This window comes from Klebsiella sp. OBRC7, from assembly GCF_000293135.1.
GTDB classification, from domain to species: domain Bacteria; phylum Pseudomonadota; class Gammaproteobacteria; order Enterobacterales; family Enterobacteriaceae; genus Klebsiella; species Klebsiella michiganensis.
In genome coordinates this window covers 18933-41792 of record NZ_ALNJ01000151.1, presented here as the reverse complement: position 1 = coordinate 41792, position 22860 = coordinate 18933, and the positions used below count along the sequence as shown (strand labels likewise).

At 54.4% G+C, this 22860-nt stretch carries 21 protein-coding genes and 5 tRNA genes; 13 read left to right on the top strand and 13 right to left on the bottom strand.

All coding sequences use genetic code 11. From position 1 onward, the window contains the following. Nucleotides 1-45: 45 nt before the first annotated feature. Nucleotides 46-753 carry a GMP synthase gene (locus HMPREF1144_RS29450; RefSeq protein WP_009654866.1) on the bottom strand — a complete coding sequence of 236 codons (708 nt, stop codon included), beginning with the start codon at nt 751-753 and terminating at the stop codon, nt 46-48. 14 nt (nt 754-767) lie between these two features. After that, nucleotides 768-2066 (bottom strand): transcriptional regulator PtsJ, encoded by a 1299-nt coding sequence (gene ptsJ, locus HMPREF1144_RS29445; protein ID WP_009654906.1) that lies wholly within the window; start codon nt 2064-2066, stop codon nt 768-770. An 82-nt stretch (nt 2067-2148) separates the two neighbouring features. Between ptsJ and pdxK the strand changes: the two genes are divergently transcribed. Then, on the top strand, nt 2149-3015 hold the full coding sequence (pdxK, locus tag HMPREF1144_RS29440) for a pyridoxine/pyridoxal/pyridoxamine kinase (protein WP_004853005.1): 867 nt from the start codon (nt 2149-2151) through the stop codon (nt 3013-3015). Continuing rightward, entirely contained in the window at nt 3012-3251 is a 240-nt protein-coding gene (locus HMPREF1144_RS29435; RefSeq protein WP_004853003.1) for a hypothetical protein, read from the top strand. The genes pdxK and HMPREF1144_RS29435 overlap by 4 nt, the downstream gene beginning before the upstream one ends. 41 nt (nt 3252-3292) lie before the next feature. Here HMPREF1144_RS29435 and crr read toward each other — a convergent pair whose 3' ends face one another. From crr to cysZ, 5 genes are all read right to left on the bottom strand, one after another. After that, on the bottom strand, nt 3293-3802 hold the full coding sequence (gene crr / locus HMPREF1144_RS29430) for a PTS glucose transporter subunit IIA (protein WP_000522253.1): 510 nt from the start codon (nt 3800-3802) through the stop codon (nt 3293-3295). Nucleotides 3803-3844: 42 nt separating this feature from the next. Next, nucleotides 3845-5572 (bottom strand): phosphoenolpyruvate-protein phosphotransferase PtsI, encoded by a 1728-nt coding sequence (gene ptsI, locus HMPREF1144_RS29425; RefSeq protein WP_004852999.1) that lies wholly within the window; start codon nt 5570-5572, stop codon nt 3845-3847. 44 nt (nt 5573-5616) lie between these two features. Continuing rightward, entirely contained in the window at nt 5617-5874 is a 258-nt protein-coding gene (ptsH, locus tag HMPREF1144_RS29420; protein ID WP_002913505.1) for a phosphocarrier protein Hpr, read from the bottom strand. Between the two features lie 381 nt (nt 5875-6255). Continuing rightward, on the bottom strand, nt 6256-7227 hold the full coding sequence (gene cysK, locus HMPREF1144_RS29415) for a cysteine synthase A (protein WP_009654894.1): 972 nt from the start codon (nt 7225-7227) through the stop codon (nt 6256-6258). A gap of 159 nt (nt 7228-7386) precedes the next feature. Further along, nucleotides 7387-8148, bottom strand: a complete 762-nt coding sequence (gene cysZ / locus HMPREF1144_RS29410; RefSeq protein WP_009654873.1) for a sulfate transporter CysZ — start codon at nt 8146-8148, stop codon at nt 7387-7389. A 230-nt stretch (nt 8149-8378) separates the two neighbouring features. On the opposite strand from cysZ, the gene zipA reads away from it, so the two are divergent. The 3 genes from zipA to HMPREF1144_RS29395 all read left to right on the top strand — a co-directional run bounded on the left by zipA (nt 8379) and on the right by HMPREF1144_RS29395 (nt 11702). Next, nucleotides 8379-9392, top strand: a complete 1014-nt coding sequence (zipA, locus tag HMPREF1144_RS29405) for a cell division protein ZipA (protein ID WP_009654895.1) — start codon at nt 8379-8381, stop codon at nt 9390-9392. A 74-nt stretch (nt 9393-9466) separates the two neighbouring features. After that, the gene (gene ligA, locus HMPREF1144_RS29400; protein WP_009654898.1) at nt 9467-11491 is read left to right on the top strand and encodes an NAD-dependent DNA ligase LigA; all 2025 of its coding nucleotides are present in this window, start codon (nt 9467-9469) and stop codon (nt 11489-11491) included. Further along, on the top strand, nt 11484-11702 hold the full coding sequence (locus HMPREF1144_RS29395; protein ID WP_004852992.1) for a DUF3820 family protein: 219 nt from the start codon (nt 11484-11486) through the stop codon (nt 11700-11702). Before ligA ends, HMPREF1144_RS29395 begins: the two co-directional genes overlap by 8 nt. On the opposite strand, the gene HMPREF1144_RS29390 is transcribed toward HMPREF1144_RS29395, so the two are convergent. Beyond that, nucleotides 11699-12697, bottom strand: coding sequence for a bile acid:sodium symporter family protein (locus tag HMPREF1144_RS29390; RefSeq protein ID WP_004852990.1), 999 nt, complete (start codon nt 12695-12697; stop codon nt 11699-11701). The two genes, HMPREF1144_RS29395 and HMPREF1144_RS29390, sit on opposite strands and share 4 nt — an antisense overlap. 89 nt (nt 12698-12786) lie before the next feature. Here HMPREF1144_RS29390 and HMPREF1144_RS29385 point away from each other — a divergent pair, with 89 nt between their 5' ends. The 4 genes from HMPREF1144_RS29385 (at nt 12787) to HMPREF1144_RS29370 (ending at nt 16969) form a co-directional block, all read left to right on the top strand. Beyond that, on the top strand, nt 12787-13713 hold the full coding sequence (locus tag HMPREF1144_RS29385; protein WP_009654868.1) for a LysR family transcriptional regulator: 927 nt from the start codon (nt 12787-12789) through the stop codon (nt 13711-13713). A 122-nt stretch (nt 13714-13835) separates the two neighbouring features. Continuing rightward, a complete protein-coding gene (gene xapA, locus HMPREF1144_RS29380; RefSeq protein ID WP_004852982.1) occupies nt 13836-14669 on the top strand; it encodes a xanthosine phosphorylase in 834 nt (277 codons plus the stop codon). A 60-nt stretch (nt 14670-14729) separates the two neighbouring features. Then, on the top strand, nt 14730-15986 hold the full coding sequence (locus HMPREF1144_RS29375) for a nucleoside permease (protein ID WP_009654901.1): 1257 nt from the start codon (nt 14730-14732) through the stop codon (nt 15984-15986). Nucleotides 15987-16084: 98 nt separating this feature from the next. Next, nucleotides 16085-16969, top strand: a complete 885-nt coding sequence (locus tag HMPREF1144_RS29370; RefSeq protein ID WP_009654893.1) for a LysR family transcriptional regulator — start codon at nt 16085-16087, stop codon at nt 16967-16969. A 314-nt stretch (nt 16970-17283) separates the two neighbouring features. Here HMPREF1144_RS29370 and HMPREF1144_RS29365 read toward each other — a convergent pair. The 3 genes from HMPREF1144_RS29365 to HMPREF1144_RS29355 all read right to left on the bottom strand — a co-directional run bounded on the left by HMPREF1144_RS29365 (nt 17284) and on the right by HMPREF1144_RS29355 (nt 17561). Beyond that, nucleotides 17284-17359: transfer RNA gene (locus HMPREF1144_RS29365), tRNA-Lys, on the bottom strand. Nucleotides 17360-17363: 4 nt separating this feature from the next. After that, a tRNA-Val gene (locus HMPREF1144_RS29360) sits at nt 17364-17439 on the bottom strand. A gap of 46 nt (nt 17440-17485) precedes the next feature. Further along, nucleotides 17486-17561, bottom strand: a tRNA-Val gene (locus HMPREF1144_RS29355). Nucleotides 17562-17820: 259 nt separating this feature from the next. Here HMPREF1144_RS29355 and gltX point away from each other — a divergent pair. Then, a complete protein-coding gene (gltX, locus tag HMPREF1144_RS29350) occupies nt 17821-19239 on the top strand; it encodes a glutamate--tRNA ligase (RefSeq protein WP_004852972.1) in 1419 nt (472 codons plus the stop codon). 59 nt (nt 19240-19298) lie between these two features. Here the strand turns inward: gltX and HMPREF1144_RS29345 are convergent, their stop codons facing one another. Further along, nucleotides 19299-19691, bottom strand: a complete 393-nt coding sequence (locus HMPREF1144_RS29345; protein ID WP_009654888.1) for a YfeC-like transcriptional regulator — start codon at nt 19689-19691, stop codon at nt 19299-19301. A gap of 4 nt (nt 19692-19695) precedes the next feature. Next, nucleotides 19696-20049, bottom strand: a complete 354-nt coding sequence (locus tag HMPREF1144_RS29340; protein WP_004852968.1) for a YfeC-like transcriptional regulator — start codon at nt 20047-20049, stop codon at nt 19696-19698. Nucleotides 20050-20268: 219 nt separating this feature from the next. Between HMPREF1144_RS29340 and HMPREF1144_RS29335 the strand changes: the two genes are divergently transcribed. The 3 genes from HMPREF1144_RS29335 to HMPREF1144_RS29325 all read left to right on the top strand — a co-directional run bounded on the left by HMPREF1144_RS29335 (nt 20269) and on the right by HMPREF1144_RS29325 (nt 22843). After that, nucleotides 20269-20344 (top strand) — tRNA-Ala (locus HMPREF1144_RS29335). A gap of 41 nt (nt 20345-20385) precedes the next feature. Beyond that, nucleotides 20386-20461: transfer RNA gene (locus HMPREF1144_RS29330), tRNA-Ala, on the top strand. Between the two features lie 201 nt (nt 20462-20662). After that, the gene (locus tag HMPREF1144_RS29325; RefSeq protein ID WP_009654910.1) at nt 20663-22843 is read left to right on the top strand and encodes an EAL domain-containing protein; all 2181 of its coding nucleotides are present in this window, start codon (nt 20663-20665) and stop codon (nt 22841-22843) included. Nucleotides 22844-22860: the final 17 nt, after the last annotated feature.

Genomic DNA, 22860 nt, shown 5'->3' with positions numbered 1-22860 from the left:
TTCTGGCGATCCTTAAACTGTCGGGCTTTAATAAAAGCCTTTTGCTTACTTTGCCGTCAGCTTATCAAGAAACGCCCATAGCTTCTCATTCATTTCGCGATAATCCCAGGCACGCATCTCCTGTTCACTACGAATGAAACGCCTGCCTCTGGCGGCGCTAAGTTCCTGCTGCGAATGGGCGATCAGCAGCTCAATGACCTCAGCATCAAACTCCATGTGGCACTGGAAGCCATAAACCCGGTCGCTGTATTTCACAATTTGCCGCGGGCAGCCTTCGCTGGAGGCCATCACTTCCGCCTCCGGCGTCAGGCCTGGCATATCGTTATGCCAGTGGCCGACGACCAGCGAGGGGCCAAAATGGGCCAGTTTGTCATCCTGCAGGCCCGCGGTGGTGAGCGTGATGGGATAGTGACCCACCTCTTTTTCCGGACTTTGCATGACCGGCGCGCCCAGCGCTTCACCGATAAGCTGCGAGCCCAGGCAAATCCCTACCACGATCCGTCCTGCGGCAATGGCCTGCGCAATCAAACGCTGCTCGGCGTGGCTATCAAACCAGGGGCACTCAGATAATGTCGTGCGCGGCGACTGCGGGCCGCCGAGCACAACCAGCATATCAAAGGCGTTGGCGTTTTCCGGTAGCCTGTCCCCCGCGTAAACCCGCGACCAGCTGATACCGTAGCCGCGCGCCTGCGCCCAGTGCAGGTAAGCTCCTGGCGCTTCAAAGACTTCATGGACGATAAAATGGATCTGCATAGCGTTAACTCCCGTCACTGTTGTTGTAATATCTGGTATAAGTCATTGGCGAGCTTATTCATTTCATTGTCGCTGAGCGTCGCAAGCGACAGCCTCAGCCCGTGCGAAGGGGCGCGAATGCCGAACGTTTCGCCTTCGCGAACCAGCCAGCCGGCGTGCGCCAGACGGAGCGCTACCGGCTGGCTCGGCTCTTCCAGCGGGAACCAAAAATTAAGGCCGTCTCCCGGCGTCAGGTGGGTGATTCCGCGGCTGGCGAGGGCGGCAATCAGCTTTTCATGCTGCTGACGATAGTGGCGCCGGGTTTGCGCCAGAGAGGCCATAAAGGTGTTGTCGTTAAGGCAGGCGATGACCAGATCCTGCAACAGATGGCTGACCCACTGGCTACCGGAATTAAGCCTCAGTCGCAGCGCCGCCGACGTGTCAGCGTCGCTGGCGACGATGGCCAGACGCATATCCGGCCCCAGGGTTTTTGACAGGGAGCGTACCAGCGCCCAACGCTGGCTTTCCGCGGCGATAGGGGAGTACCAGGGCGTGGCGGAGAGCAGCGCGAAATGGTCGTCAACAATCACCAGAACCTGCGGATAGCGGGCCAGTATTTCGCGTATTGCCCGGGCGCGGGATTCGCTGAGGCTACAGCCGGTCGGATTGTGCGCGCGCGGGGTAATAATGACCGCCCGGGCGCCGTTGCGCAGCGCCTCTTCAAGGGCCTCAGGCTGCATGCCTTCCCCGTCGACCGGTACCGGCGAAGGGCTAAAACCGGCGTAGCGCAGCATATTGATGCTGCTGAGAAAACAGGGGTCTTCGATGGCCACGCTATCGCCGGGCAGCAGCAGGGCGCATAGCAGGCGCTCAAGCGCATCGACGGCGCCGCTGGCAAGGTTAATATCGGCATCCAGGTTCACATCGTTGTTAATCCAACTGCTGGCCCACGCGGCCAGCCGTGGTTCAACCGCCGCATCGCCGTACAGGCGAGGCGCTGGCGCAATTGCGCCGAGATAGTGCTTGAGGTTTGCCAGGCGAGCGGGGTCGGGATTGCCGCTGGAGATATCCTTCAGCGGCGAAGAGGGATCGCCACCTTCAAGGGCGGGAAGGGTATTATGGGTTTTAATGGCGGTACCATTACGCCCCTGGCTGATAGCCAGGCCAGAGGTCACCAGTCGCTTATAGGCAGCAGCGACGGTATTGCGGTTAACCGACAGCTTGCCCGCCAGCTCGCGGACCGGCGGTAAAACATCGCCAGGCTTGAGCGCGCCACTTTGTACCAGATGGCGGATGCTATCGAAGATCTCACTGGCAGTTTTTCCAACGATCATTATTGACCTATGACAAAATGAATTTTAGCATAGGACGAATGATAATCAGAGTATGACCCGCTGTCCAGCGGGGGGAGAAAGGATGGGCCAGCAAGATGAAATACAATCGGTGCTCTTCAACGATAAAAGTCGGGCGCTTGAGGTCGATATTGTGGCCGTGCAGTCGCAGGTGGTCTACGGCAGCGTAGGCAACAGTATTGCGATACCGGCGATAAAGCAGCACGGCCTGCGGGTCATCGCGGTGCCGACGGTGCTGTTCAGCAATACGCCGCATTATGATACTTACTATGGCGGCGTTATCCCGGAAGAGTGGTTTGCCGGCTATTTAAAGGCGCTGGAGGAGCGTGACGCCCTGCGCGAGCTGCGGGCGGTAACGACCGGCTATATGGGCAGCGCCGTGCAGATTAAGCGTCTGGCGCAATGGCTGCTGCGCATTCGCGAGCAGCATCCTGAACTGTGTATTCTCGTTGATCCCGTCATTGGCGATGTGGATAGCGGCATCTACGTCAAGGCCGAGATCCCTGAAGCCTATCGTACGCATTTGCTCCCGCTGGCGCAGGGGATCACGCCCAATCTGTTTGAGCTGGAGACGCTAAGCGGTCTGCCTTGCCATAATCAGCAGGAGGCGATTATTGCCGCCCGTAGTCTGCTCTCTGATTCACTGAAATGGGTCGTTATCACCAGCGCGCCGGGAGAGAATAGCGCCACGATCAACGTGCTGGTGGTTAGCGCGCAGTCGGTCGAGGTGGTTGAACATCCGCGCGTTGAAACCGATCTGAAGGGAACGGGTGACCTTTTTTGCGCCGAACTGGCGAGCGGCCTGGTGTGCGGAATGCAGCTGGGCGAGGCCGCCCGCGCTGCCGCGCAGCGGGTGCTGGCGGTTATGACCTGGACCAATGAACAGGGCTGCGATGAGCTCATTCTTCCGCCGCATAGGGAGGGAGAATGAAGAGCTATCGTTTAGTGGTGCGTCAGCAGGGAAGAGTCGTCGGCCATTTTGAGACCACCGGCAGCGAAGCCCTTGAGGATGTCTGCGAAGTGGGATCTTTATTTGGCGCCATTGGCGGATATCAGTGTGATTTACAGGTTTCTGACAGCGAGAAGCGGATTCTGGAAAGCGGCCCAGAAGGGATGAAAATAATTTCGCGGGAGAAGTGCTATCGGCCGTTTAAAGCGGCGAGATAAAAAAATGGCGCCCGAGAGGCGCCATTCTTCTGCGGCAAGAATTACTTCTTGATGCGGATAACCGGTGTTTCACCCACGGTTACGCTACCGGACAGTTTGATCAGCTCTTTGATCTCGTCCATGTTGGAGATAACAACCGGAGTCAGGGTAGACTTGGCTTTCTCTTCCAGCAGCGGCAGATCGAATTCGATAACCGGGTCGCCGACTTTCACACGCTGGCCTTCTTCGGCGATACGTTTGAAGCCTTCGCCTTTCAGCTCAACGGTATCAATACCGAAGTGAACGAACAGCTCGATGCCGCTATCAGATTCGATTGAAAACGCATGGTTGGTTTCAAAAATTTTACCGATGGTACCATCTACCGGCGCAACCATTTTGTTGCCAGTAGGTTTGATAGCAATGCCATCACCCACAATTTTTTCCGCAAAAACTACATCCGGCACGTCTTCAATGTTGACGATCTCGCCAGAGAGCGGGGCAACAATCTCAATAGTTCCGGTGTCTTTTTTGTCATCAGAAACCAGAGATTTCAATTTATCGAACAAACCCATGATCTTCTCCTAAGCAGTAATTTGGGCCGCGCATCTCGTGAATTAGCAGATTGTTTTTTCTTCAATGAACTTGTTAACCAGCGTCATTAACTCGTCCGTTGTCGGTTGAGCAAGAGCCTGCTCTGCTAATACTTTCGCATCTTCGAAGTTCGTGTTACGGATAATCTTCTTGATGCGCGGGATGGAAATGGCGCTCATAGAGAACTCGTCCAGACCCATACCCAGCAACAGAAGTGTAGCACGTTCATCGCCCGCAAGCTCACCGCACATGCCAGTCCATTTGCCTTCAGCATGAGAAGCATCAATAACTTGCTTAATCAGCGTCAGCACGGACGGGGACATTGGCTGGTAAAGATGTGAAATCATATCATTACCACGGTCAACTGCCAGAGTATACTGCGTTAAATCATTGGTACCGATACTAAAGAAATCAACTTCTTTGGCTAAGTGACGCGCAATTGTCGCAGCGGCTGGGGTTTCCACCATCACGCCAATCTCAATTGCCTCATCAAAAGCTTTACCTTCGTCGCGCAGTTCCTGTTTGTAGATTTCGATCTCTTTCTTCAGTGCACGCACTTCTTCAACAGAGATGATCATCGGGAACATGATGCGCAGTTTACCGAAAGCGGAAGCGCGCAGGATAGCACGAACCTGGTCGCGCAGAATCTCTTTGCGATCCATGGCGATGCGCACTGCGCGCCAGCCGAGGAACGGGTTCTCTTCTTTCGGGAAGTTCATGTACGGCAGCTCTTTGTCGCCGCCGATGTCCATGGTGCGAACGATAACCGCCTGCGAGCCGCACGCTTCGGCAACGGCTTTGTATGCTGCGAACTGTTCTTCTTCAGTCGGCAGCGAGTCGCGGTCCATGAACAGGAATTCTGTACGATACAAACCAACGCCTTCCGCGCCGTTACGTTCGGCACCTTCAACGTCGCGTACGGTACCGATGTTGGCACAGACTTCAACCTGATGGCCGTCCAGCGTAATGGCCGGCAGGTCTTTCAGCTTAGCCAGCTCCGCTTTCTCTTCAGCGACCTGAGCCTGCAGGTTGCGTAGTTCTTCGATTTGTTGGTCGCTCGGGTTAACCAGAACCTGATTATTCACCGCATCGAGAACCAGATAGTCGCCGTTTTTCACCTGGGTAGTCACGCTACCGGTCCCCACGATGGCCGGCAGTTCAAGGGAGCGCGCCATGATGGAGGTGTGGGAAGTACGGCCGCCCGCGTCGGTGATGAAGCCCAGCACCTTGTTCAGGTTCAGCTGTGCAGTTTCAGACGGGGTCAGGTCAGCGGCTACCAGGATAACTTCATCCTGAATCGCGCTCAGATCGATGATGGCCAGACCAAGGATGTTGCGCAGCAGGCGCTTACCGATGTCGCGTACGTCAGCGGCACGCTCTTTCAGGTATTCGTCATCCAGTTCTTCCAGGGCAGTAGCCTGACCTTCGATAACTTCATTGGCTGCCGCATCGGCAGTCATATGCTTATCTTTAATCAGGGCTATGATTTCCTGCTCAAGCTCCTCATCTTCCAGCAGCATGATGTGCCCTTCGAAGATGGCTTCTTTTTCTTCACCGAAAGTTTCACCAGCTTTGGTTTTGATGACCTCCAGCTGGGCGGAGGCCTTGGTGCGGCCATTCAGAAAACGTTCAACTTCCTGATCAACCTTATCGGCAGAAATTTTCTTCCGGTCGATGACAATTTCATCTTCTTTCAGCAGAAGTGCCTTGCCGAAAGCGATACCCGGGGATGCTAAAATGCCTGAAATCATAACCCTACCTTACTTGTGACTGATATTAAAAAGAACCCGTGAACTTACTCGAGTTCAGCCATCAGTTTTACCAGATGCTCAACTGCTTTTTGCTCGTCTTCGCCTTCGGCAGAGAGAGTGACAACGGTACCCTGGGTCAGGCCCAGAGTCTGCAGTTTGAACAGGCTTTTGGCGCTGGCGCTTTTGCCGTTGGAGGTTACAGTGATCTCAGAAGTGAAGCCTTTTGCTTCTTTAACAAACTGAGCAGCAGGGCGGGTGTGCAGACCGTTCGGAGCGGTAATAGTAACTTCTTGCTGGAACATTATATTTCCCCAACTTATAGGTTTAGTGTTGTGGACCTAAAGTTTAGCCTAACGGCCAAACTTTAGCCTGTATCGTTAGCGCCGGCATCACGTATCCGGCTCCGGCACCATCAGCGGAAAATCGCTGTGGAAACCTTCAGGCCGTTAACGTCTACCACGTCATTAAACATTATGCCGCTAAAGGAAGACTTGAACCAAATCATAAAATCGATTCAGCTTATGGAAATCCAAATCGGAATAATTTCGCGCATCGAAATAAATGTGTTGGTTAAATACCAGACCCAACGAAGTGAATCAATGCCAGGAGGGGTAAAAGTTTGATGTGCGCCACAAAAAAGCACCTGGAAAGGTGCTTTTTTACACGATATTAACAAGCTGGCATTACTGTTGCAGTTCTTTCTCGGTGAAGAGATCGGCAAACAATGCGGTGCTTAAATAGCGCTCACCTGAAGAGGGTAGGATAACCACAATATTCTTGTTGGTAAAGGCTTCATCCTCCTGCAGCTTCAGCGCAGCGGCAACGGCAGCGCCGGAAGAGATGCCGGCCAGAATGCCTTCCTCTTCCATCAGGCGACGGGCGGTGGAAATGGCTTCTTCATTGGTAATAGCCACCACTTTATCCACCAGCTTCAAATCCAGGTTGCCTGGGATAAAGCCTGCGCCAATACCCTGGATTTTGTGCGGGCCTGGCTTCAGCTCTTCGCCTGCCAGCGCCTGGGCGATAACCGGGGAGTCGGTAGGTTCAACGGCAACGGTAAGCAGATCTTTTTTACCTTTGGTGCCTTTGATATAGCGGCTCACGCCGGTCAGCGTACCGCCAGTACCGACGCCGGAGATGAAGACGTCGATTTGACCATCGGTATCTTCCCAGATTTCCGGGCCGGTGGTTTTTTCATGAATTTCCGGGTTGGCCGGGTTGCTGAACTGCTGGAGCAGGAGGAATTTTTCCGGGTTGCTGGCGACAATTTCTTCGGCTTTCTGGATGGCACCTTTCATGCCCTTGGCGCCTTCGGTCAGCACCAGGTTAGCGCCCAGGGCCTTCAGCAGCTTGCGGCGTTCGATGCTCATGGTCTCCGGCATCGTCAGCGTCAGTTTATAACCGCGCGCCGCAGCCACGTAGGCCAGCGCGATACCGGTATTACCGCTGGTCGGTTCCACCAGCTCAACGCCCGGCTTCAGCACGCCGCGTTTTTCGGCATCCCAAATCATATTGGCACCGATACGGCATTTTACGCTAAAGCTCGGGTTACGAGATTCTACCTTTGCCAGGATGCGTCCGTTACCGATACGGTTCAGTCGTACCAGCGGCGTATGGCCGATAGTCAGGGAGTTATCTTCAAAAATCTTACTCATGGCCCGTCCTTAACTGTATGAAATTTGGGAGTACGGCTTCAGCATACCCGCTTAAAGAATATGCGGAAGTAAGGATTTAGCATATCTATATTCAGAAGAGAAATAATGACAAGCCAGAAGTAATAAGGAGCGGCATAAGCCGCTCCGAAAGCGATAGCGCTACTTCCACATGGCGTGTTTGTCACGGTAGCAATCGACCCACATCGCCGTCGCGCCGCAAATTGCGACGGGCAGGATGACCAGGTTTAGCACCGGGATCATGGTAAACAGGCTGGTCAGGGCGCCAAACTGCATATTGGTCACTTTGCGCGTGCGCAGCGCCTGACGCATCGTTTTAAACGGCACCTTATGGTTATCAAAAGGGTAATCGCAGTACTGAATCGCCAGCATCCAGGCGCTGAACAGGAACCACAGCACGGGGGCGACGGTCTGGCCGATACCGGGGATAAAGTAGAGAAGCAAAAGGACGATGGCCCGCGGCAGGTACCAGGCGAACTTCTGCCACTCGCGCTTCATGATGCGCGGCACATCTTTCAGGATGCCGAAAACCCCGACGTCCGGCGGCGTCGCGCCCGTCAGGCGCGCTTCAAGCTGCTCGGCCAGCAGGCCGCTAAAGGGCGCGGCAATCCAGTTGGCGATTGTTGAGAAGAAGTAGCCGAAGACAAGCAGAATAGATATGACCACCATGGGCCACAGCAGATAGTTAAGCCATTGCAGCCATTCAGGAACATGGCTCATCAACGAAGGGATCCAGCTGTCCAGACGCGTGAACAGCCACCAGAATGCGCCGCCCATCAGAATAATGTTGACGAGTAAAGGGAGGAATACGTATCGACGGATCCCCGGCAGCCCGATCAGCTTCCAACCCTGCGAAAAATAGTAGACGCCACTGCGCGGGGTCGTTACGGATGATGAAACCATAGTCAGGTAATGCTCCTTTTTTGACATCCAGGCTGAATGCCGGGCTATTTTATCGGGTTAGCAGACAATAACCAGTTAGGAAATGTTCGAAAAAACAGCAAAAAGCACGATTTAGTTCATCTTTATGTAGTGAAAGCCCCCGACGCACTTGCACTTGATGTAATCGGCAAATACTCTTAGTGAGTAAATGTTTGCCGTGGTGGCAAGGTGTTAGAACAACAGAGAATATAATGATGCAGGATTTGCGTCTGATATTAATCATTGTTGGCGCGATCGCCATAATCGCTTTACTGGTGCACGGTTTCTGGACCAGCCGTAAAGAACGCTCCTCGATGTTTCGCGATCGCCCACTGAAACGTATGAAGTCTCGCGACGATGAAGCGTCGGAAGGCGACGACTTTGATGACGATGTTGAAGGCGTTGGTGAAGTCCGGGTTCATCGGACCAGTCATGCGCCGAATGGCGTTCATGGGGAGCATGAAGCACCTCGTCAGCCGCAGCACCAGTATCAGCCTCCTTATGAGCGTCAGGCGCAACAGCCACCTGTGCGCCCGGAAGAGCCTGTCCGTGCACCGCAGCAGCCGCAACATCAGCCCGTTCACGCCCAGGCCCCGGTCCAGCAGCCGCAGCGCGCCGTGCCGCCTCAGCAGCCGGTACAGCCGCAGCCCGTTCCGCATGTGCAGCAGCCCGTTCAGCATGTGCAGCAACCCGTTCAGCATGTGCAGCAGCCGGTTCAACAACCTGCCGCCGCTCCAGAGCCGCACCCGGCGCCGGAACCTCAGGCCCCTGAGCCGCAGCAGGCCGCGCCGCAGCCTAAAGAGCGTAAGGAGACGGTCATCGTGATGAACGTCGCTGCGCACCACGGTTCGCAGCTCAACGGCGAGCTTCTCATCAATAGCATCCAGCAGGCGGGCTTCAAATTTGGCGATATGAATATCTTCCATCGCCACCTCAGCCCGGACGGCAGCGGCCAGGTGCTCTTCAGTCTGGCCAATATGGTTAAGCCTGGCACCTTCAATCCTGACAGCATGGCGGATATGATGACGCCCGGGGTGACTATCTTTATGCAGGTTCCGTCCTTTGGCGATGAACTGCAAAACTTTAAGCTGATGCTGCAGTCCGCGCAGTACATTGCCGATGAAGTCGGCGGCGTAGTGCTGGATGACCAGCGTCGTATGATGACGCCGCAAAAATTGCGTGAATATCAAGACCGAATTCGTGAAGTGAAAGAGGCTAACGCCTGATTCATCTTCTTGCGTTTCATCTACTTATCCTGAACCCCCGCCCGTCGGGGGTTTTTTATCATTGATGGTGTGATATGGAATCGAACGAACAAAAACTGACTGAACTGCGAACCACGCTTCGCCATCATGAATATCTCTACCACGTCATGGATACGCCGGAAATCCCTGATGCGGAATACGATCGGTTAATGCGCGAACTGCGCGAGCTGGAAGCTCAGCACCCTGAGCTGATCACCCCGGACTCGCCCACCCAGCGCGTCGGTGCCGCACCGTTAGCCTCTTTTAGCCAGATTCGCCATGAAGTCCCGATGCTGTCGCTGGACAACGTTTTTGATGAGGAGAGCTTCCTCGCGTTCAACAAGCGGGTACAGGATCGCCTGAAAAATACCGATAACCTGACTTACTGCTGCGAGCTCAAGCTGGATGGCCTGGCGGTCAGTATCCTGTATGAAAACGGCCTACTGGTGCAGGCGGCGACCCGCGGCGATGGAGCGACCGGTGAAGATATTACCTCCAACGTGCGTACCATCCGCGCGATTCCCCTGAAGCTACGCGGTGACAATATTCCGCAGCGGCTTGAGGTGCGCGGAGAGGTGTTCCTGCCGCAGGCAGGGTTTGAAAAAATTAATGAAGAGGCGCGGCGAACCGGAGGTAAAGTCTTTGCTAACCCGCGTAACGCGGCGGCGGGGTCTTTACGCCAGCTCGATCCGCGAATTACCGCGAAGCGTCCACTCACTTTCTTTTGCTACGGCGTGGGCGTGCTGGAAGGCGGCGAGCTTCCTGCCAGCCACTCGGCGCGCTTGCAGCAGTTTAAGTCCTGGGGGCTGCCGGTCAGCGAGCGTGTAAAGCTCTGCCATACGCCCGAGGAAGTGCTTACTTACTATCGCCAGGTTGAAGAGGATCGGCCGAAGCTGGGGTTTGATATCGACGGCGTGGTCATCAAAGTCGATTCGCTGGCGCTGCAGGAACAGCTTGGCTTCGTAGCCCGCGCGCCGCGCTGGGCGGTGGCGTTTAAGTTTCCGGCGCAGGAGCAGATGACTTTCGTGCGTGACGTTGAGTTTCAGGTCGGGCGCACTGGCGCCATCACGCCGGTTGCGCGTCTGGAGCCGGTACACGTCGCCGGGGTCCTGGTCAGCAACGCGACGCTGCATAATGCTGATGAAATCGAGCGTCTGGGGCTGCGTATCGGCGATAAGGTGGTCATTCGCCGCGCCGGCGATGTTATCCCTCAGGTTGTGAACGTCGTGCTCTCAGAACGCCCGGAGGAGACGCGTGAGATCGTGTTCCCCACCCATTGTCCGGTATGTCATTCCGACGTTGAACGCGTGGAAGGCGAAGTGGTGACGCGCTGTACCGGCGGTCTGATCTGCGGAGCTCAGCGTAAAGAAGCGCTCAAGCATTTTGTCTCCCGTCGCGCCCTGGACGTTGACGGTATGGGCGATAAAATCATCGATCAGCTGGTTGAAAAAGAGTACGTGCATACGCCGGCCGATCTCTTTCAACTGACGCCGGGTAAACTCACCGGGCTCGATCGCATGGGGCCCAAATCAGCGCAGAACGTGGTGGATGCCCTGGAAAAGTCCAAAGAGACCACCTTTGCCCGTTTCCTTTATGCGCTGGGGATCCGCGAAGTCGGTGAGGCGACGGCAGCCGGTTTAGCGGCCCACTTTGGCACCATTGAGGCGCTGGAGCAGGCTTCAATTGACGATCTGCAAAAAGTGCCCGATGTCGGGATTGTGGTTGCCACGCACGTGCGTAATTTCTTTGCCGAAGAGAGCAACCGCGAAGTGATTGCTCAGCTGCGTAAAGAAGGCGTCCGCTGGCCGGCGCCGGTCGTGGTCAACGCGGAAGAGATTGATAGCCCCTTTGCCGGCAAAACGGTGGTTCTGACCGGTAGCCTGAGTCAGCTCTCCCGTGACGATGCGAAAGCCCGGCTGGCTGCGCTGGGTGCGAAGGTGGCGGGCAGCGTGTCGAAGAAGACCGACCTGGTCATCGCCGGGGAGGCGGCGGGCTCTAAGCTTGCCAAAGCGCAGGAGCTGGGAATTGCGGTGATCGATGAAGACGAAATGCTGCGTCTGCTCGGAGAGTCGCGTGGATAAAGATCGGCTTATTGAGATTGCCAATACGGAAATGCCGTTTGGTAAATACAAAGGGCGGCGCTTAATCGATGTGCCGGAAGAGTATTTGCTGTGGTTTGCCCGTAAGGATCAATTTCCCGCCGGACATCTTGGCGAGCTGATGGCATTAACGCTATTGATTAAAACGGAGGGGCTGACCAGCCTGGTCGAGCCCCTTAAGCGCCCGCGTTAGGCTTCGGAGGCGCGGCTTTTCTCCTGCGCCTGTAACGCTTCGGCCTGGCGCTTATAGCGCCGCGCCAGCACCGCACAGACCATAAGCTGAATCTGGTGGAAGATCATCAGCGGCAGCACCATTATCCCCAGGATAGAGGTCGGGAAGAGAATGTTGGCCATCGGAATGCCATTCGCCAGGCTCTTTTTCGACCCGCAAAAGACAATCGTAATTTCATCCGCTTTATTAAACCCGCACCTGCGCGCCACAAAGACGTTAATCGCAATCACAATCGCCAGCAGCACCATGCTGACAATAACGATAAACAGCAGCGAACCGACGCCGACTTTGTGCCAGATACCGTTAACAACCGCCTCGCTGAACGCCGAATAGACCACCAGCAGGATGGAGGTCTGGTCGGTTTTCGAGATCCACTTTTTATGTTTTGCCACCCAGTTGCCAATCCACGGACGAGAGAGATGTCCCAGCACAAACGGCAGCAGCAGCTGCAGCATGATTTTGCCAACCTGCTCCAGACTCCCCCCCGCGCCGTGCAGGTTCATCAACAGGCCGACCAGCAGTGGCGAAATGAAGATCCCCAGCAGGCTTGAGGCCGAAGCTGAGCATACCGCAGCCGCCACGTTGCCGCCCGCCAGAGAGGTAAATGCAATGGCTGACTGGACGGTGGCGGGGAGAATGCAGAGATAAATAAACCCGGTATAAAGCGCCGGATCGACGTTAACGGGCGCCCACCAGGCGAACAGCACGCCAAGCACGGGAAAAACGATAAACGTGCTGCACATGACCCAGAGATGTAAACGCCAGTGGCTGCCCCCGGCAACGATCGCCTCACGCGAGAGCTTGGCGCCGTGCATAAAGAAAAGCAGCGCGATGGCGGCGGTGGTTAAATGTTCAAAGAAGGGGACAAATCCGCCGCGCGCAGGAAAGAAGGAGGCCAGCAGGACGACGGTGACTAACGTCAGGGTGAATGGATCAAGAATGCGGAAAAATTTCATAAACGCTCCTGAAAATCGATGTCGCTATTGTGCTTTCTTTAGTTTGAGAAATAAAATCGATTTATTGCATCTATTCATGAAAAAAAGAGATGAATTATTCGCTACGTCAGTTGAAGGTTTTTGTGACCGTTGCTCGCGTCAAAAGCTTTAGCCGGGCAGGGGAAAGTATTGGCCTGAGTCAGTCAGCGGTAAGCCACAGCGTGAAAGAGCTGGAACATCAGACCGGCGTACGCCTGCTTGACCGAACGACGCGCGAAGTGGTGCTCACGGAAGCCGGACAGCAGCTGGCGGCCCGGCTTGAGCGCCTGCTGGATGAGTTAAACGGCACGTTGCGTGAGGCCGGGCGCGTCGGGCAGCAGCTTATGGGAACCGTGCGGGTGGCGGCCAGCCAGACCATTTCCGCCCATTTGATCCCGCAGTGCATCGCCTACAGCAACCGTCGCTATCCGGAGATAGATTTCGTTCTGCACGATCGCCCCCAGCAGTGGGTGCTGGAGAGCATCCGCCAGGGAGAAGTGGATTTTGGCATTGTTATCGACCCTGGCGCCGCGACCGATTTGCAGTGTGAGGCGGTTCTCGCTGAACCTTTCCTGCTGCTTTGCCGTCGCGATCACCCTTTCGCTAAAAGGGATGCGGTGAGCTGGCATGCGCTGCATGACCAGCGGCTGGTTTTGCAGGATTATGCTTCGGGTAGCCGGCCGCTGATTGACGCCGCGCTCGCGGGATTCGCCGTTACCGCAAATATCGTGCAGGAAATTGGTCATCCGGCCACGCTATTTCCAATGGTTGAGTCGGGGATAGGCATCAGCATCCTACCTGCGTTAGCGCTGCCGCTCCCTCAGGGAAGTCATCTGCAGGTGAAGCGGCTCACCCCGGTGGTGGAACGCCAGCTGATGCTGGCGCGGCGTAAAAACCGCTCGCTATCGACAGCCGCAGAGGCGCTGTGGGAGGTGGTGCGGCTGCAGGCGGCCCGGCTTACCGCCTTACGCGAGAACGACCCCTTGTATCAGAAATGAAATCAATAGCTTTTTAGTATCAAACGTCCGGGAAAACTGTATTGGTAATCGATTGCGTCGCATCGTTATAACAAGATGGTAGCCAATCATTTTATCCATTCTTCAGTTTTTAAGGACAGCTTATGAGCGACACGCTTTTCTCACAGAACCCTTGGTATAGCGCCGATATTATTCGCGGATATAAGCCGGATTTTACGCCGCGGGTGGCCTTTATACTGGGGTCGGGTCTTGGGGCGCTGGCGGAACAAATTGAAGATGCGGTGGCGATTTCCTACGAGAAGCTGCCCGGCTTCCCGGTAAGTACGGTCCACGGCCATGCCGGCGAACTGGTGCTTGGAAATCTGGCCGGCGTACCCGTTGCCTGCATGAAAGGGCGTGGGCACTTCTATGAAGGTCGGGGCATGACGGTGATGACTGATGCCATCCGCACGCTAAAGCTGCTGGGGTGTGAACTGCTGTTTTGTACTAACGCGGCCGGTTCTTTACGTCCGGAAGTGGGGCCGGGAAGCCTGGTGGCGCTCAGCGACCATATTAACACGATGCCGGGTACGCCAATGGTGGGCCTGAATGATGAGCGCTTCGGCGAACGCTTCTTCTCCCTGGCCAACGCCTATGACGCGGATTACCGCGCCGTTCTGCAGCGCGTAGCGGAGGAGGAGGGGTTTTCGCTGACTGAAGGCGTATTTGTCTCTTATCCCGGGCCGAATTTTGAAACGGCGGCGGAGATTCGCATGATGCAGATTATCGGCGGCGATGTGGTGGGGATGTCCGTCGTGCCGGAAGTCATCGCTGCCCGCCATTGCGAGCTGAAAGTGGTGGCCGTCTCAGCCATTACCAATCTGGCTGAGGGCCTCGGCGATGTGAAACTATCTCACGCGCAAACCCTGGCGGCGGCCGAACTCTCCCGGCAGAACTTTATTAACCTGATCTGCGGCTTCTTACGCAAACTGGCCTGAAAAAATAATAAATATTGACCCCGCTTGCGGGGTCTTACTTTAATGGCAGGGAACGGAAAAATGGGTATCGCCTCTCGCTTAAAACTCATGTCGTTTTTGCAATATTTTATCTGGGGTAGCTGGCTGGTCACCCTGGGTTCTTACATGATAAACACGCTGCATTTCACCGGGGCAAATGTCGGCATTGTCTATAGTTCCAAAGGGCTGGCGGCCATTATCATGCCCGCCATTATGGGGATCGTTGCCGATAAATGGCTACGTGCAGAGCGGGCCTATATGCTCTGCCACCTGGTCTGCGCGGGAGTGCTTCTTTATGCAACGACCGTCACCGATCCGGAGACGATGTTCTGGGTAATGCTGATTAACGCGATGGCCTATATGCCGACTATCTCGTTGTCTAATAGCATCTCCTATTCATGTCTGGCGCAGTCCGGCCAGGATCCGGCGACCGCGTTTCCTCCTGTTCGCGTATTTGGCACTCTTGGTTTTATTGTTGCCATGTGGACGGTGAGCCTGATGAGGCTGGAGTTGAGCAGCGCGCAGCTTTATATCGCCTCTGCCGCGTCGTTATTACTGGCGATTTATGCGCTTACGCTACCGAAAATTCCTGTGACCGAGAAGAAACCTGGCACCACATTGGCCACGAGGCTGGGACTGGATGCATTCGTATTGTTTAAAAATCCGCGGATGGCCATTTTCTTTTTCTTCGCGATGATGCTCGGGGCGGTACTGCAAATAACCAACGTCTTCGGTAACCCCTTTCTACATGATTTCGCCCGCAACCCGGCGTTTGCCGACAGCTTTGTCGTACGTTATCCCTCTATTTTGCTTTCGGTCTCGCAGATGGCGGAAGTCGCCTTTATTCTCACCATTCCGTTCTTTCTGAAACGCTTTGGTATTAAAACGGTCATGCTGATGAGTATGCTGGCATGGACGCTGCGCTTTGGCTTTTTTGCCTTTGGCGATCCGTCTCCGTTCGGTTTTGTTCTGCTGCTGATGTCGATGATCGTTTACGGCTGCGCATTCGACTTCTTTAATATTTCAGGGTCGGTGTTCGTAGAGCAAGAGGCGGGGGCGCATATTCGCGCCAGCGCGCAGGGGTTGTTTATGACCATGGTGAACGGTGTTGGCGCGTGGGTAGGTTCGGTTCTCAGCGGCATGGCCGTGGATTACTTCTCTGTTGATGGCGTAAAAGAGTGGCAGACCATCTGGCTGGTATTCGCGGCCTATTCATTGCTGCTGGCGGTTATTTTTGCCGTGTTCTTCAAATATAAACATGAACCTGAGAAGTTAACGAAAAAAGCGCTGACGCATTAATCCTCTTCCGCGGCGGGCACATGTTCCGCCGTTTCATTTTTTCTGATGCAGTGTGGTAACTTTGCGCATTATCTTTATGCCTCAGGAGCGCATGATCCATGGAACGCACGCATCGTATCGATCTGAAGTTATTGCGCTATTTTCTGGCTGTTGCCGAAGAGCTGCATTTTGGTCGTGCGGCGGCCCGTCTGAACATGTCGCAACCTCCGCTCAGCATTCACATTAAAGACCTGGAGCAGCAGCTTGGCACGCTGCTGTTTGTTCGCCACTCCCGCAGCGTAGCGTTGACCCACGCAGGAAAAATCCTGATGGAGGAGTCCCGTCGTCTGCTTTCCAGCGCGAATCAGGCGCTGGCGCGCGTGGAACAGATTGGGCGGGGTGAGGCGGGACGGGTAGAGCTGGGCGTGATAGGTACGGCTATGTGGGGAAAAATGCGTCCGGTGATGCGGCGTTTTTTGAAAGAGAACCCTAACGTAGAGGTGCTTTTCCGCGAGAACATGCCCGCCATGCAGATGGCGATGCTGGAACGACGCGAGCTGGACGCCGGCGTCTGGCGGATGGCGACAGCGCCTTCTCCTGGATTTACCAGCCTGCGATTGCACGAATCCTCTTTTCTGGTGGCCATGCCGGAAGAGCATCCGCTTGCCGCGCGTAGGGCAATCCCGCTTGCGGCGTTGCGTAACGAATATTTTGTCACCATGCCTTCAATACATACGGACTGGACGTTTTTGCAGCGCGTGTGCCAGAGCGCCGGATTCTCGCCGATGATTATCCGTGAAGTGATGGAGCCGCAAACGGTTCTGGCGATGGTCAGTATGGGGATAGGTATTACGCTCATCGCTGATAGCTATGCGCAAATGACGTGGCCGGGGGTGGTGTTTCGTCCGCTGGAAGAACGCATACCCGCAGATTTGTATATCGTCTATGACCAACAGCAGGCGATGCCCGCGCTGGAGAAGCTGATTACGGCGCTGGTGAATTGATGGTCAGTGGCGGATAGCAAGATGAAGACCTGTGCCGGCTTTGTAAGCGCAGATAGCAAAAAAGCGCCGCCAGCGCCATTTTTACATTGGTGGGTCGTGCAGGATGACTCGCTTCGCTCGCCCTCCGGGCTGTCGCCGCAGGCGGCTCCATTGTCTCTCTTCGCTACTCGTCTCATCCTGAGACTCGCCCTTCGGGCAACGCTACGCGTTGTGCAAAATTGTTCCCGACAATTTTGTCGACTCGAACCTGCGGCAGGTTCGAATCTTATATATCGCAGATAGCAAAAAAGCGCCTTTAGGGCGCTTTTTTACATTGGTGGGTCGTGCAGGATTCGAACCTGCGACCAATTGATTAAAAGTCAACTGCTCTACCAACTGAGCTAACGACCCGAAGTGGTGGGTGATGACGGGATCGAACCGCCGACCCCCTCCTTGTAAGGGAGGTGCTCTCCCAGCTGAGCTAATCACCCACTTCGGTACTTCATTTTACGACAAGAAATCCAGCTGGCGAGAAAGTGGTGGGTGATGACGGGATCGAACCGCCGACCCCCTCCTTGTAAGGGAGGTGCTCTCCCAGCTGAGCTAATCACCCCCGCTGTGTGGAGTCGCATTATAGGGAGAGTTGAAAATGAGTCAACGCCTTTTCTAAATAATTTGTTTGTTCGTCGTAAAATTAAACAAAACGATCGCAATGTCATCCGTGGCGCATGATTTATAAACAAAAAGGGGAAAGCGTGACGTTGAAACGGTAACAACATTGAGGAATCAGCCCACGGTGTTAGAATATTCCTCCATAAAATCCAACGAACACTGCCGCGTGTCGGCACCTTTATCAAACGTAAGGCCACTTCATGAAAATCAAAACTCGCTTCGCGCCCAGCCCGACAGGCTATCTGCACGTTGGCGGCGCGCGTACTGCTCTCTATTCCTGGCTTTTTGCACGTAACCACGGCGGTGAGTTTGTGCTGCGTATTGAAGATACCGATCTTGAGCGCTCTACGCCGGAGGCCATTGAAGCCATTATGGATGGTATGAACTGGCTGAGCCTGGAATGGGACGAGGGTCCGTACTTCCAGACCAAGCGTTTTGATCGCTACAACGCCGTTATTGATGAAATGCTGGCAGCGGGTACGGCCTATAAATGCTATTGCTCTAAAGAGCGTCTGGAAGCGCTGCGTGAAGAGCAAATGGCAAAAGGCGAGAAGCCCCGCTACGACGGTCGCTGCCGCCATGGCCACGAACATCATGCTGATGACGAACCTTGCGTTGTCCGTTTTGCCAACCCGGAAGAGGGTTCCGTTGTTTTTGACGACCAGATCCGCGGTCCGATCGAATTCAGCAACCAGGAGCTGGACGATCTGATTATCCGCCGTACCGATGGTTCTCCAACCTACAACTTCTGCGTCGTGGTTGACGACTGGGATATGGAAATCACCCACGTTATTCGCGGCGAAGACCATATCAACAATACCCCGCGCCAGATTAACATCCTGAAAGCGCTGAATGCGCCGGTGCCGGTTTACGCCCACGTCTCGATGATTAACGGAGATGATGGTAAGAAACTGTCCAAGCGGCACGGTGCGGTCAGCGTTATGCAGTATCGCGACGACGGCTACCTGCCGGAAGCGCTGCTGAACTATCTGGTGCGTCTGGGGTGGTCCAGCGGCGACCAGGAGATTTTCTCTCGCGAAGAGATGATTAAACTGTTCAGCCTGGGGGCGGTGAGCAAATCGGCGAGCGCGTTCAATACGGAAAAGCTGCAGTGGCTGAACCACCACTATATCAACTCGCTGGCCCCGGAGTACGTGGCAACGCATTTACAGTGGCACATTGAGCAGGAAAATATCGACACCCGTAACGGCCCGCAGCTGGCTGAGCTGGTGAAGCTGCTGGGCGAGCGCTGCAAAACCCTTAAAGAGATGGCGGCGAGCTGCCGTTATTTCTATGAAGATTTTGCCGAGTTTGATGCCGATGCGGCGAAAAAACATCTGCGTCCAGTTGCCCGTCAGCCGCTGGAAGTGGTGCGCGACAAATTAGCCGCCATCAGCGACTGGACGGCGGAAAACGTCCATCATGCGATTCAGGCGACGGCCGATGAGCTGGAAGTGGGGATGGGAAAAGTGGGGATGCCGCTGCGCGTCGCGGTGACCGGTGCGGGTCAGTCTCCGGCGCTTGATGTGACCGTCCATGCGATCGGTAAATCACGTAGCGTAGAACGTATCAACAAGGCGCTGGACTTTATTGCTGAACGCGAAAGCCAGCAATCCTGATCCTGATACAGCCATCGTAAAACTGCGGGGATAGCGAACCCCGCAGTTTTTTTTGCCCGTTAATTCGCATCAGTAATGCCAAGCCGGGACAGAAACCCGCTGATCCCCTCACGCGCAAGAAAATCCCGCAGGTGCAGCTGCTCAGTTGGGGTCATCAGGTGCATGGTCTCGACTATCTGGCGCCAGATTGTGTCCACATCGTTCACATAGTATTTGACGGTCGGTTCCGCCAGCTGGTTATCTATGGTCAGATGCCGCAGCGCCGGGATATTTGCCAGGAAATCGATCACCGACCTGTCGATGACGATAAGGCGAGCGCGTCCGCCTTTGACTCCGGGGATCGGTTCCGTCCGCCATTTTTGTTCTCTGGCCCAGCGGTTAATGGTTTGCCGGGCGAGGTTAAGGCACTCGGCGAGCTCCGCTGGGGTCATTTTATCTTTAAGTTTCATCATGCTTTCACCGATCGCGAATACCGAGTCGGTTGAGTAACCCGGTGATTCCTTCACGCAGCAGCAGCGACATCAGCAGCTTTTGCTCTCCCGGCGTCATCTCTTTACACAGGGTAAGCAGCAGAGATTCGAGATCGTTATCCGTTGCGGAATAGGGGACAGGGTTTTCAGCCACGCGCTGCGCGCTGCGAATAAACTCGCGAACCTGCTCATTAACATGTACGAGGCGCGCTTTGCCGCCCTGTACGCCGGGGCGCGGGGACGTTTGCCATCCCTCTTTACGTACCCATTTGTTAATCGTTTGCCGACTGAAGCCAGTCAGATGCGCTATTTCTTCAGGTGTCATTCGTTCCTTGAGCATACTATTTCCTGAGTAAATATGTGGGAATTAGTTGCACATGTTATAGCATCCTTTTAAAGGAAAGGGTGACATGTTTAACTTCTGGCTGCGATAAGGCTCGCAATGTCAGCCGTTTGCCTGCTTTTTCAGCGATCAAATAGCCGGGATTGATTTTGCCGTTGACACCTGGCGAAGGAATTCATATTATGCCGCCCGTCAACACGACACGCTTTACGTTACGGGGCTATAGCTCAGCTGGGAGAGCGCTTGCATGGCATGCAAGAGGTCAGCGGTTCGATCCCGCTTAGCTCCACCAACACCTGCACCCATCAGGTTTGGTTCGTAAAGGGGTCCTGTGGGGCTATAGCTCAGCTGGGAGAGCGCTTGCATGGCATGCAAGAGGTCAGCGGTTCGATCCCGCTTAGCTCCACCAAATTCGGAACCCTCGCTACGGCGGGGGTTTTTTGTTTGTCTGGCGGAGGAAATGTAAAGCATTCTCTGAATAAGTCAGCAAACCTCTGCGTTAAGTAATTTCAGATTTTTTCACTATTTAAAATCTTGCCTGCCTTTATTAAGCAACATAATATCTGTTGCCTGGATATATTTATTGCAGCCGGAGTTTTAATTAACAATAATGATTGATCATTTTAACATTAAGATCAAAAAAACTCTGCTGGCGCTCCTGGTCTGCTTTATCGCAATTCCGCTGTCCCGATTTATTTCCCCACAAACCATTATTGACGGAAATCAAATTTATCTGGCGTGGCTACCGCTGAGCTTAATGTATTCCGTACTTTTTATTTTTGGCCGCTACGCCGTTGCGCCATTGATTATCGCGTTTGCGATCACTAATGCCTGGATAATCGATCTGACGCTAACCCAGGCGCTGATCCTGCTATTTTGCCAGCTCTTCTCGGTTTTCTTGTCCTGCGCGATTGTTCGCTTTCAGCTTGGAAGGCGCTGGCGCGCTGGGCTGACGGCAAAACATATGGGCGCGAGGATTTTTTGGGGCGGCTTTTTTGCACCGCTCCTTTTGAAGGTCACCATGTATCTGGCGGGGCGTTTTTTTGCTTTTCCGTTGGCAATATCCAGCTATTTCGGCAGTATGTCGGTTATTTACACCATTATCGATATACAAAGCCTGATTAGCGCCGCATTAATTTTCACGACATTCTTTTATTATCCGTTGCGGATGATTATCAGTCCACGTTATGCGCGAGCATTCTGGCGCAATCTTTGCCACTCATGGCGGGCGCGCGAGCAGCGGGTATTTACGTTGTATTGGTTTGTGGCCCTGGCGGCAATATTACTGGTGCTGTGTACGCCTTATGATTCTGTTTTTATTGCCGGTTATTTAGTCCCGCTTATTTTCATTTTATACTTCATTGGTATTAGCCGCCTGGGGCATACGCTGATTCGCATTTCATGGTCCGTTTCAGCCTTTTTACTCGTGGCGTATAACCAGAATTTTTTACACGGCGTACAAACTGAATATTCGCTGTCGTTTGTCCTTTCGGTACTCATTTGTTTCACTATCTGCCTGTTTTATATGGCGGATATCTACGCTCGCAGTGAAAGAATGAAGTTCAGATGGCGGGATCAGGCGGAAGAAGATCCCCTAACCGGTTTACCGAATCTGCGCGCGCTGGAGAGTTACCTGCAGCGGAATCCTGCTGTGGCCATCAGTAGCCTGCGCATTCAGAATCTGGACTTCCTGAGCCGCCATTATGGCATGATGATGAGGGTGGAGAGCAAACGGCAGATAGCCCGGAAGCTACAGCCGCTATTAGCTCCCGGCGAGCGAATATTTCAGCTCCCCGGCAGCGAGCTACTGCTGGTACTGAAGGGGCCGGAGCCAGAGGCGCGGTTAAGTCATATTGTTTCCACGCTTAACCATAAAAAGTTTAGCTGGAATAACCAGGCGTTAGATCTGGAATTTGGCGCATCGTGGGGCGGCTACCGCGGCATAGAATCTGAGCTTCACCCGATGCTTGGTCAGCTTAGCTGGTTATCGGAGCAGGCCGGCGCGGCGCGGCGGGTATTACCGCTGGACGCGGCGCAAGAGCAGATTTCCGATCAAACGAGCGAACAGGTACGGCTGCTGGCGAAGATTAAGCAAGCGCTTAACGAACGTGGGCTGGTGCTGTACGCCCAGCCTATCCGGGACGCCTCCGGAGAGGGGTATTACGAGATACTGAGTCGTATGCGCTGCGGTAATACCATCATTACGCCCGATCGGTTTATCCCGCTGATTGCGCAGTTTAACCTGAGCCAGCGTTTTGATATGCAGGTGCTGGAAACGCTGTTTAGTTCGCTCAATCACCATCATGGCCAGCATTTCTCCGTCAACCTTCTGCCCTATACGCTGATGCAAAAGGATAGCGCGGCGCAAATCATCGCGCTGTTTAAACGCTATAACCTGTCGGCGGAGGCGATAACGATTGAAGTTACCGAAGAGCAGGCGTTTTCCGATATCGAGACCAGCATGCATAACATCCAGCTGCTGCGAGATTTCGGTTGCGGTATAGCGATTGATGACTTTGGTACCGGCTACGCAAACTACGAGCGTCTGAAAAGCCTGCGCGCCGATATCCTGAAAATTGACGGCTGCTTCGTACGTGATATTGAGACCGATCCGCTGGACGCCATTATGGTCAAATCCATTATTGAAATGGCTAAGGTTAAGAAGATGAAAGTGGTGGCGGAATACGTTGAAACGCCGGAGCAGCGGGAAAAGCTTCTCGAGTTAGGCGTCGATTATCTCCAGGGGTATCTGGTGGGTAAGCCGCTGCCGTTGAGCGAACTGCGGGCATGAAAAAGCCGGGACTTGCC

What these genes read in the sequence shown, in the direction of transcription:
- HMPREF1144_RS29450 (WP_009654866.1), bottom strand. Translation starts at nt 753, where the DNA reads ATGCAGATCCATTTTATCGTCCATGAAGTCTTTGAAGCGCCAGGAGCT.
- ptsJ (WP_009654906.1), bottom strand. Translation starts at nt 2,066, where the DNA reads ATGATCGTTGGAAAAACTGCCAGTGAGATCTTCGATAGCATCCGCCAT.
- pdxK (WP_004853005.1), top strand. Translation starts at nt 2,149, where the DNA reads ATGGGCCAGCAAGATGAAATACAATCGGTGCTCTTCAACGATAAAAGT.
- HMPREF1144_RS29435 (WP_004853003.1), top strand. Translation starts at nt 3,012, where the DNA reads ATGAAGAGCTATCGTTTAGTGGTGCGTCAGCAGGGAAGAGTCGTCGGC.
- crr (WP_000522253.1), bottom strand. Translation starts at nt 3,802, where the DNA reads ATGGGTTTGTTCGATAAATTGAAATCTCTGGTTTCTGATGACAAAAAA.
- ptsI (WP_004852999.1), bottom strand. Translation starts at nt 5,572, where the DNA reads ATGATTTCAGGCATTTTAGCATCCCCGGGTATCGCTTTCGGCAAGGCA.
- ptsH (WP_002913505.1), bottom strand. Translation starts at nt 5,874, where the DNA reads ATGTTCCAGCAAGAAGTTACTATTACCGCTCCGAACGGTCTGCACACC.
- cysK (WP_009654894.1), bottom strand. Translation starts at nt 7,227, where the DNA reads ATGAGTAAGATTTTTGAAGATAACTCCCTGACTATCGGCCATACGCCG.
- cysZ (WP_009654873.1), bottom strand. Translation starts at nt 8,148, where the DNA reads ATGGTTTCATCATCCGTAACGACCCCGCGCAGTGGCGTCTACTATTTT.
- zipA (WP_009654895.1), top strand. Translation starts at nt 8,379, where the DNA reads ATGATGCAGGATTTGCGTCTGATATTAATCATTGTTGGCGCGATCGCC.
- ligA (WP_009654898.1), top strand. Translation starts at nt 9,467, where the DNA reads ATGGAATCGAACGAACAAAAACTGACTGAACTGCGAACCACGCTTCGC.
- HMPREF1144_RS29390 (WP_004852990.1), bottom strand. Translation starts at nt 12,697, where the DNA reads ATGAAATTTTTCCGCATTCTTGATCCATTCACCCTGACGTTAGTCACC.
- HMPREF1144_RS29385 (WP_009654868.1), top strand. Translation starts at nt 12,787, where the DNA reads ATGAATTATTCGCTACGTCAGTTGAAGGTTTTTGTGACCGTTGCTCGC.
- xapA (WP_004852982.1), top strand. Translation starts at nt 13,836, where the DNA reads ATGAGCGACACGCTTTTCTCACAGAACCCTTGGTATAGCGCCGATATT.
- HMPREF1144_RS29375 (WP_009654901.1), top strand. Translation starts at nt 14,730, where the DNA reads ATGGGTATCGCCTCTCGCTTAAAACTCATGTCGTTTTTGCAATATTTT.
- HMPREF1144_RS29370 (WP_009654893.1), top strand. Translation starts at nt 16,085, where the DNA reads ATGGAACGCACGCATCGTATCGATCTGAAGTTATTGCGCTATTTTCTG.
- gltX (WP_004852972.1), top strand. Translation starts at nt 17,821, where the DNA reads ATGAAAATCAAAACTCGCTTCGCGCCCAGCCCGACAGGCTATCTGCAC.
- HMPREF1144_RS29345 (WP_009654888.1), bottom strand. Translation starts at nt 19,691, where the DNA reads ATGATGAAACTTAAAGATAAAATGACCCCAGCGGAGCTCGCCGAGTGC.
- HMPREF1144_RS29340 (WP_004852968.1), bottom strand. Translation starts at nt 20,049, where the DNA reads ATGCTCAAGGAACGAATGACACCTGAAGAAATAGCGCATCTGACTGGC.
- HMPREF1144_RS29325 (WP_009654910.1), top strand. Translation starts at nt 20,663, where the DNA reads ATGATTGATCATTTTAACATTAAGATCAAAAAAACTCTGCTGGCGCTC.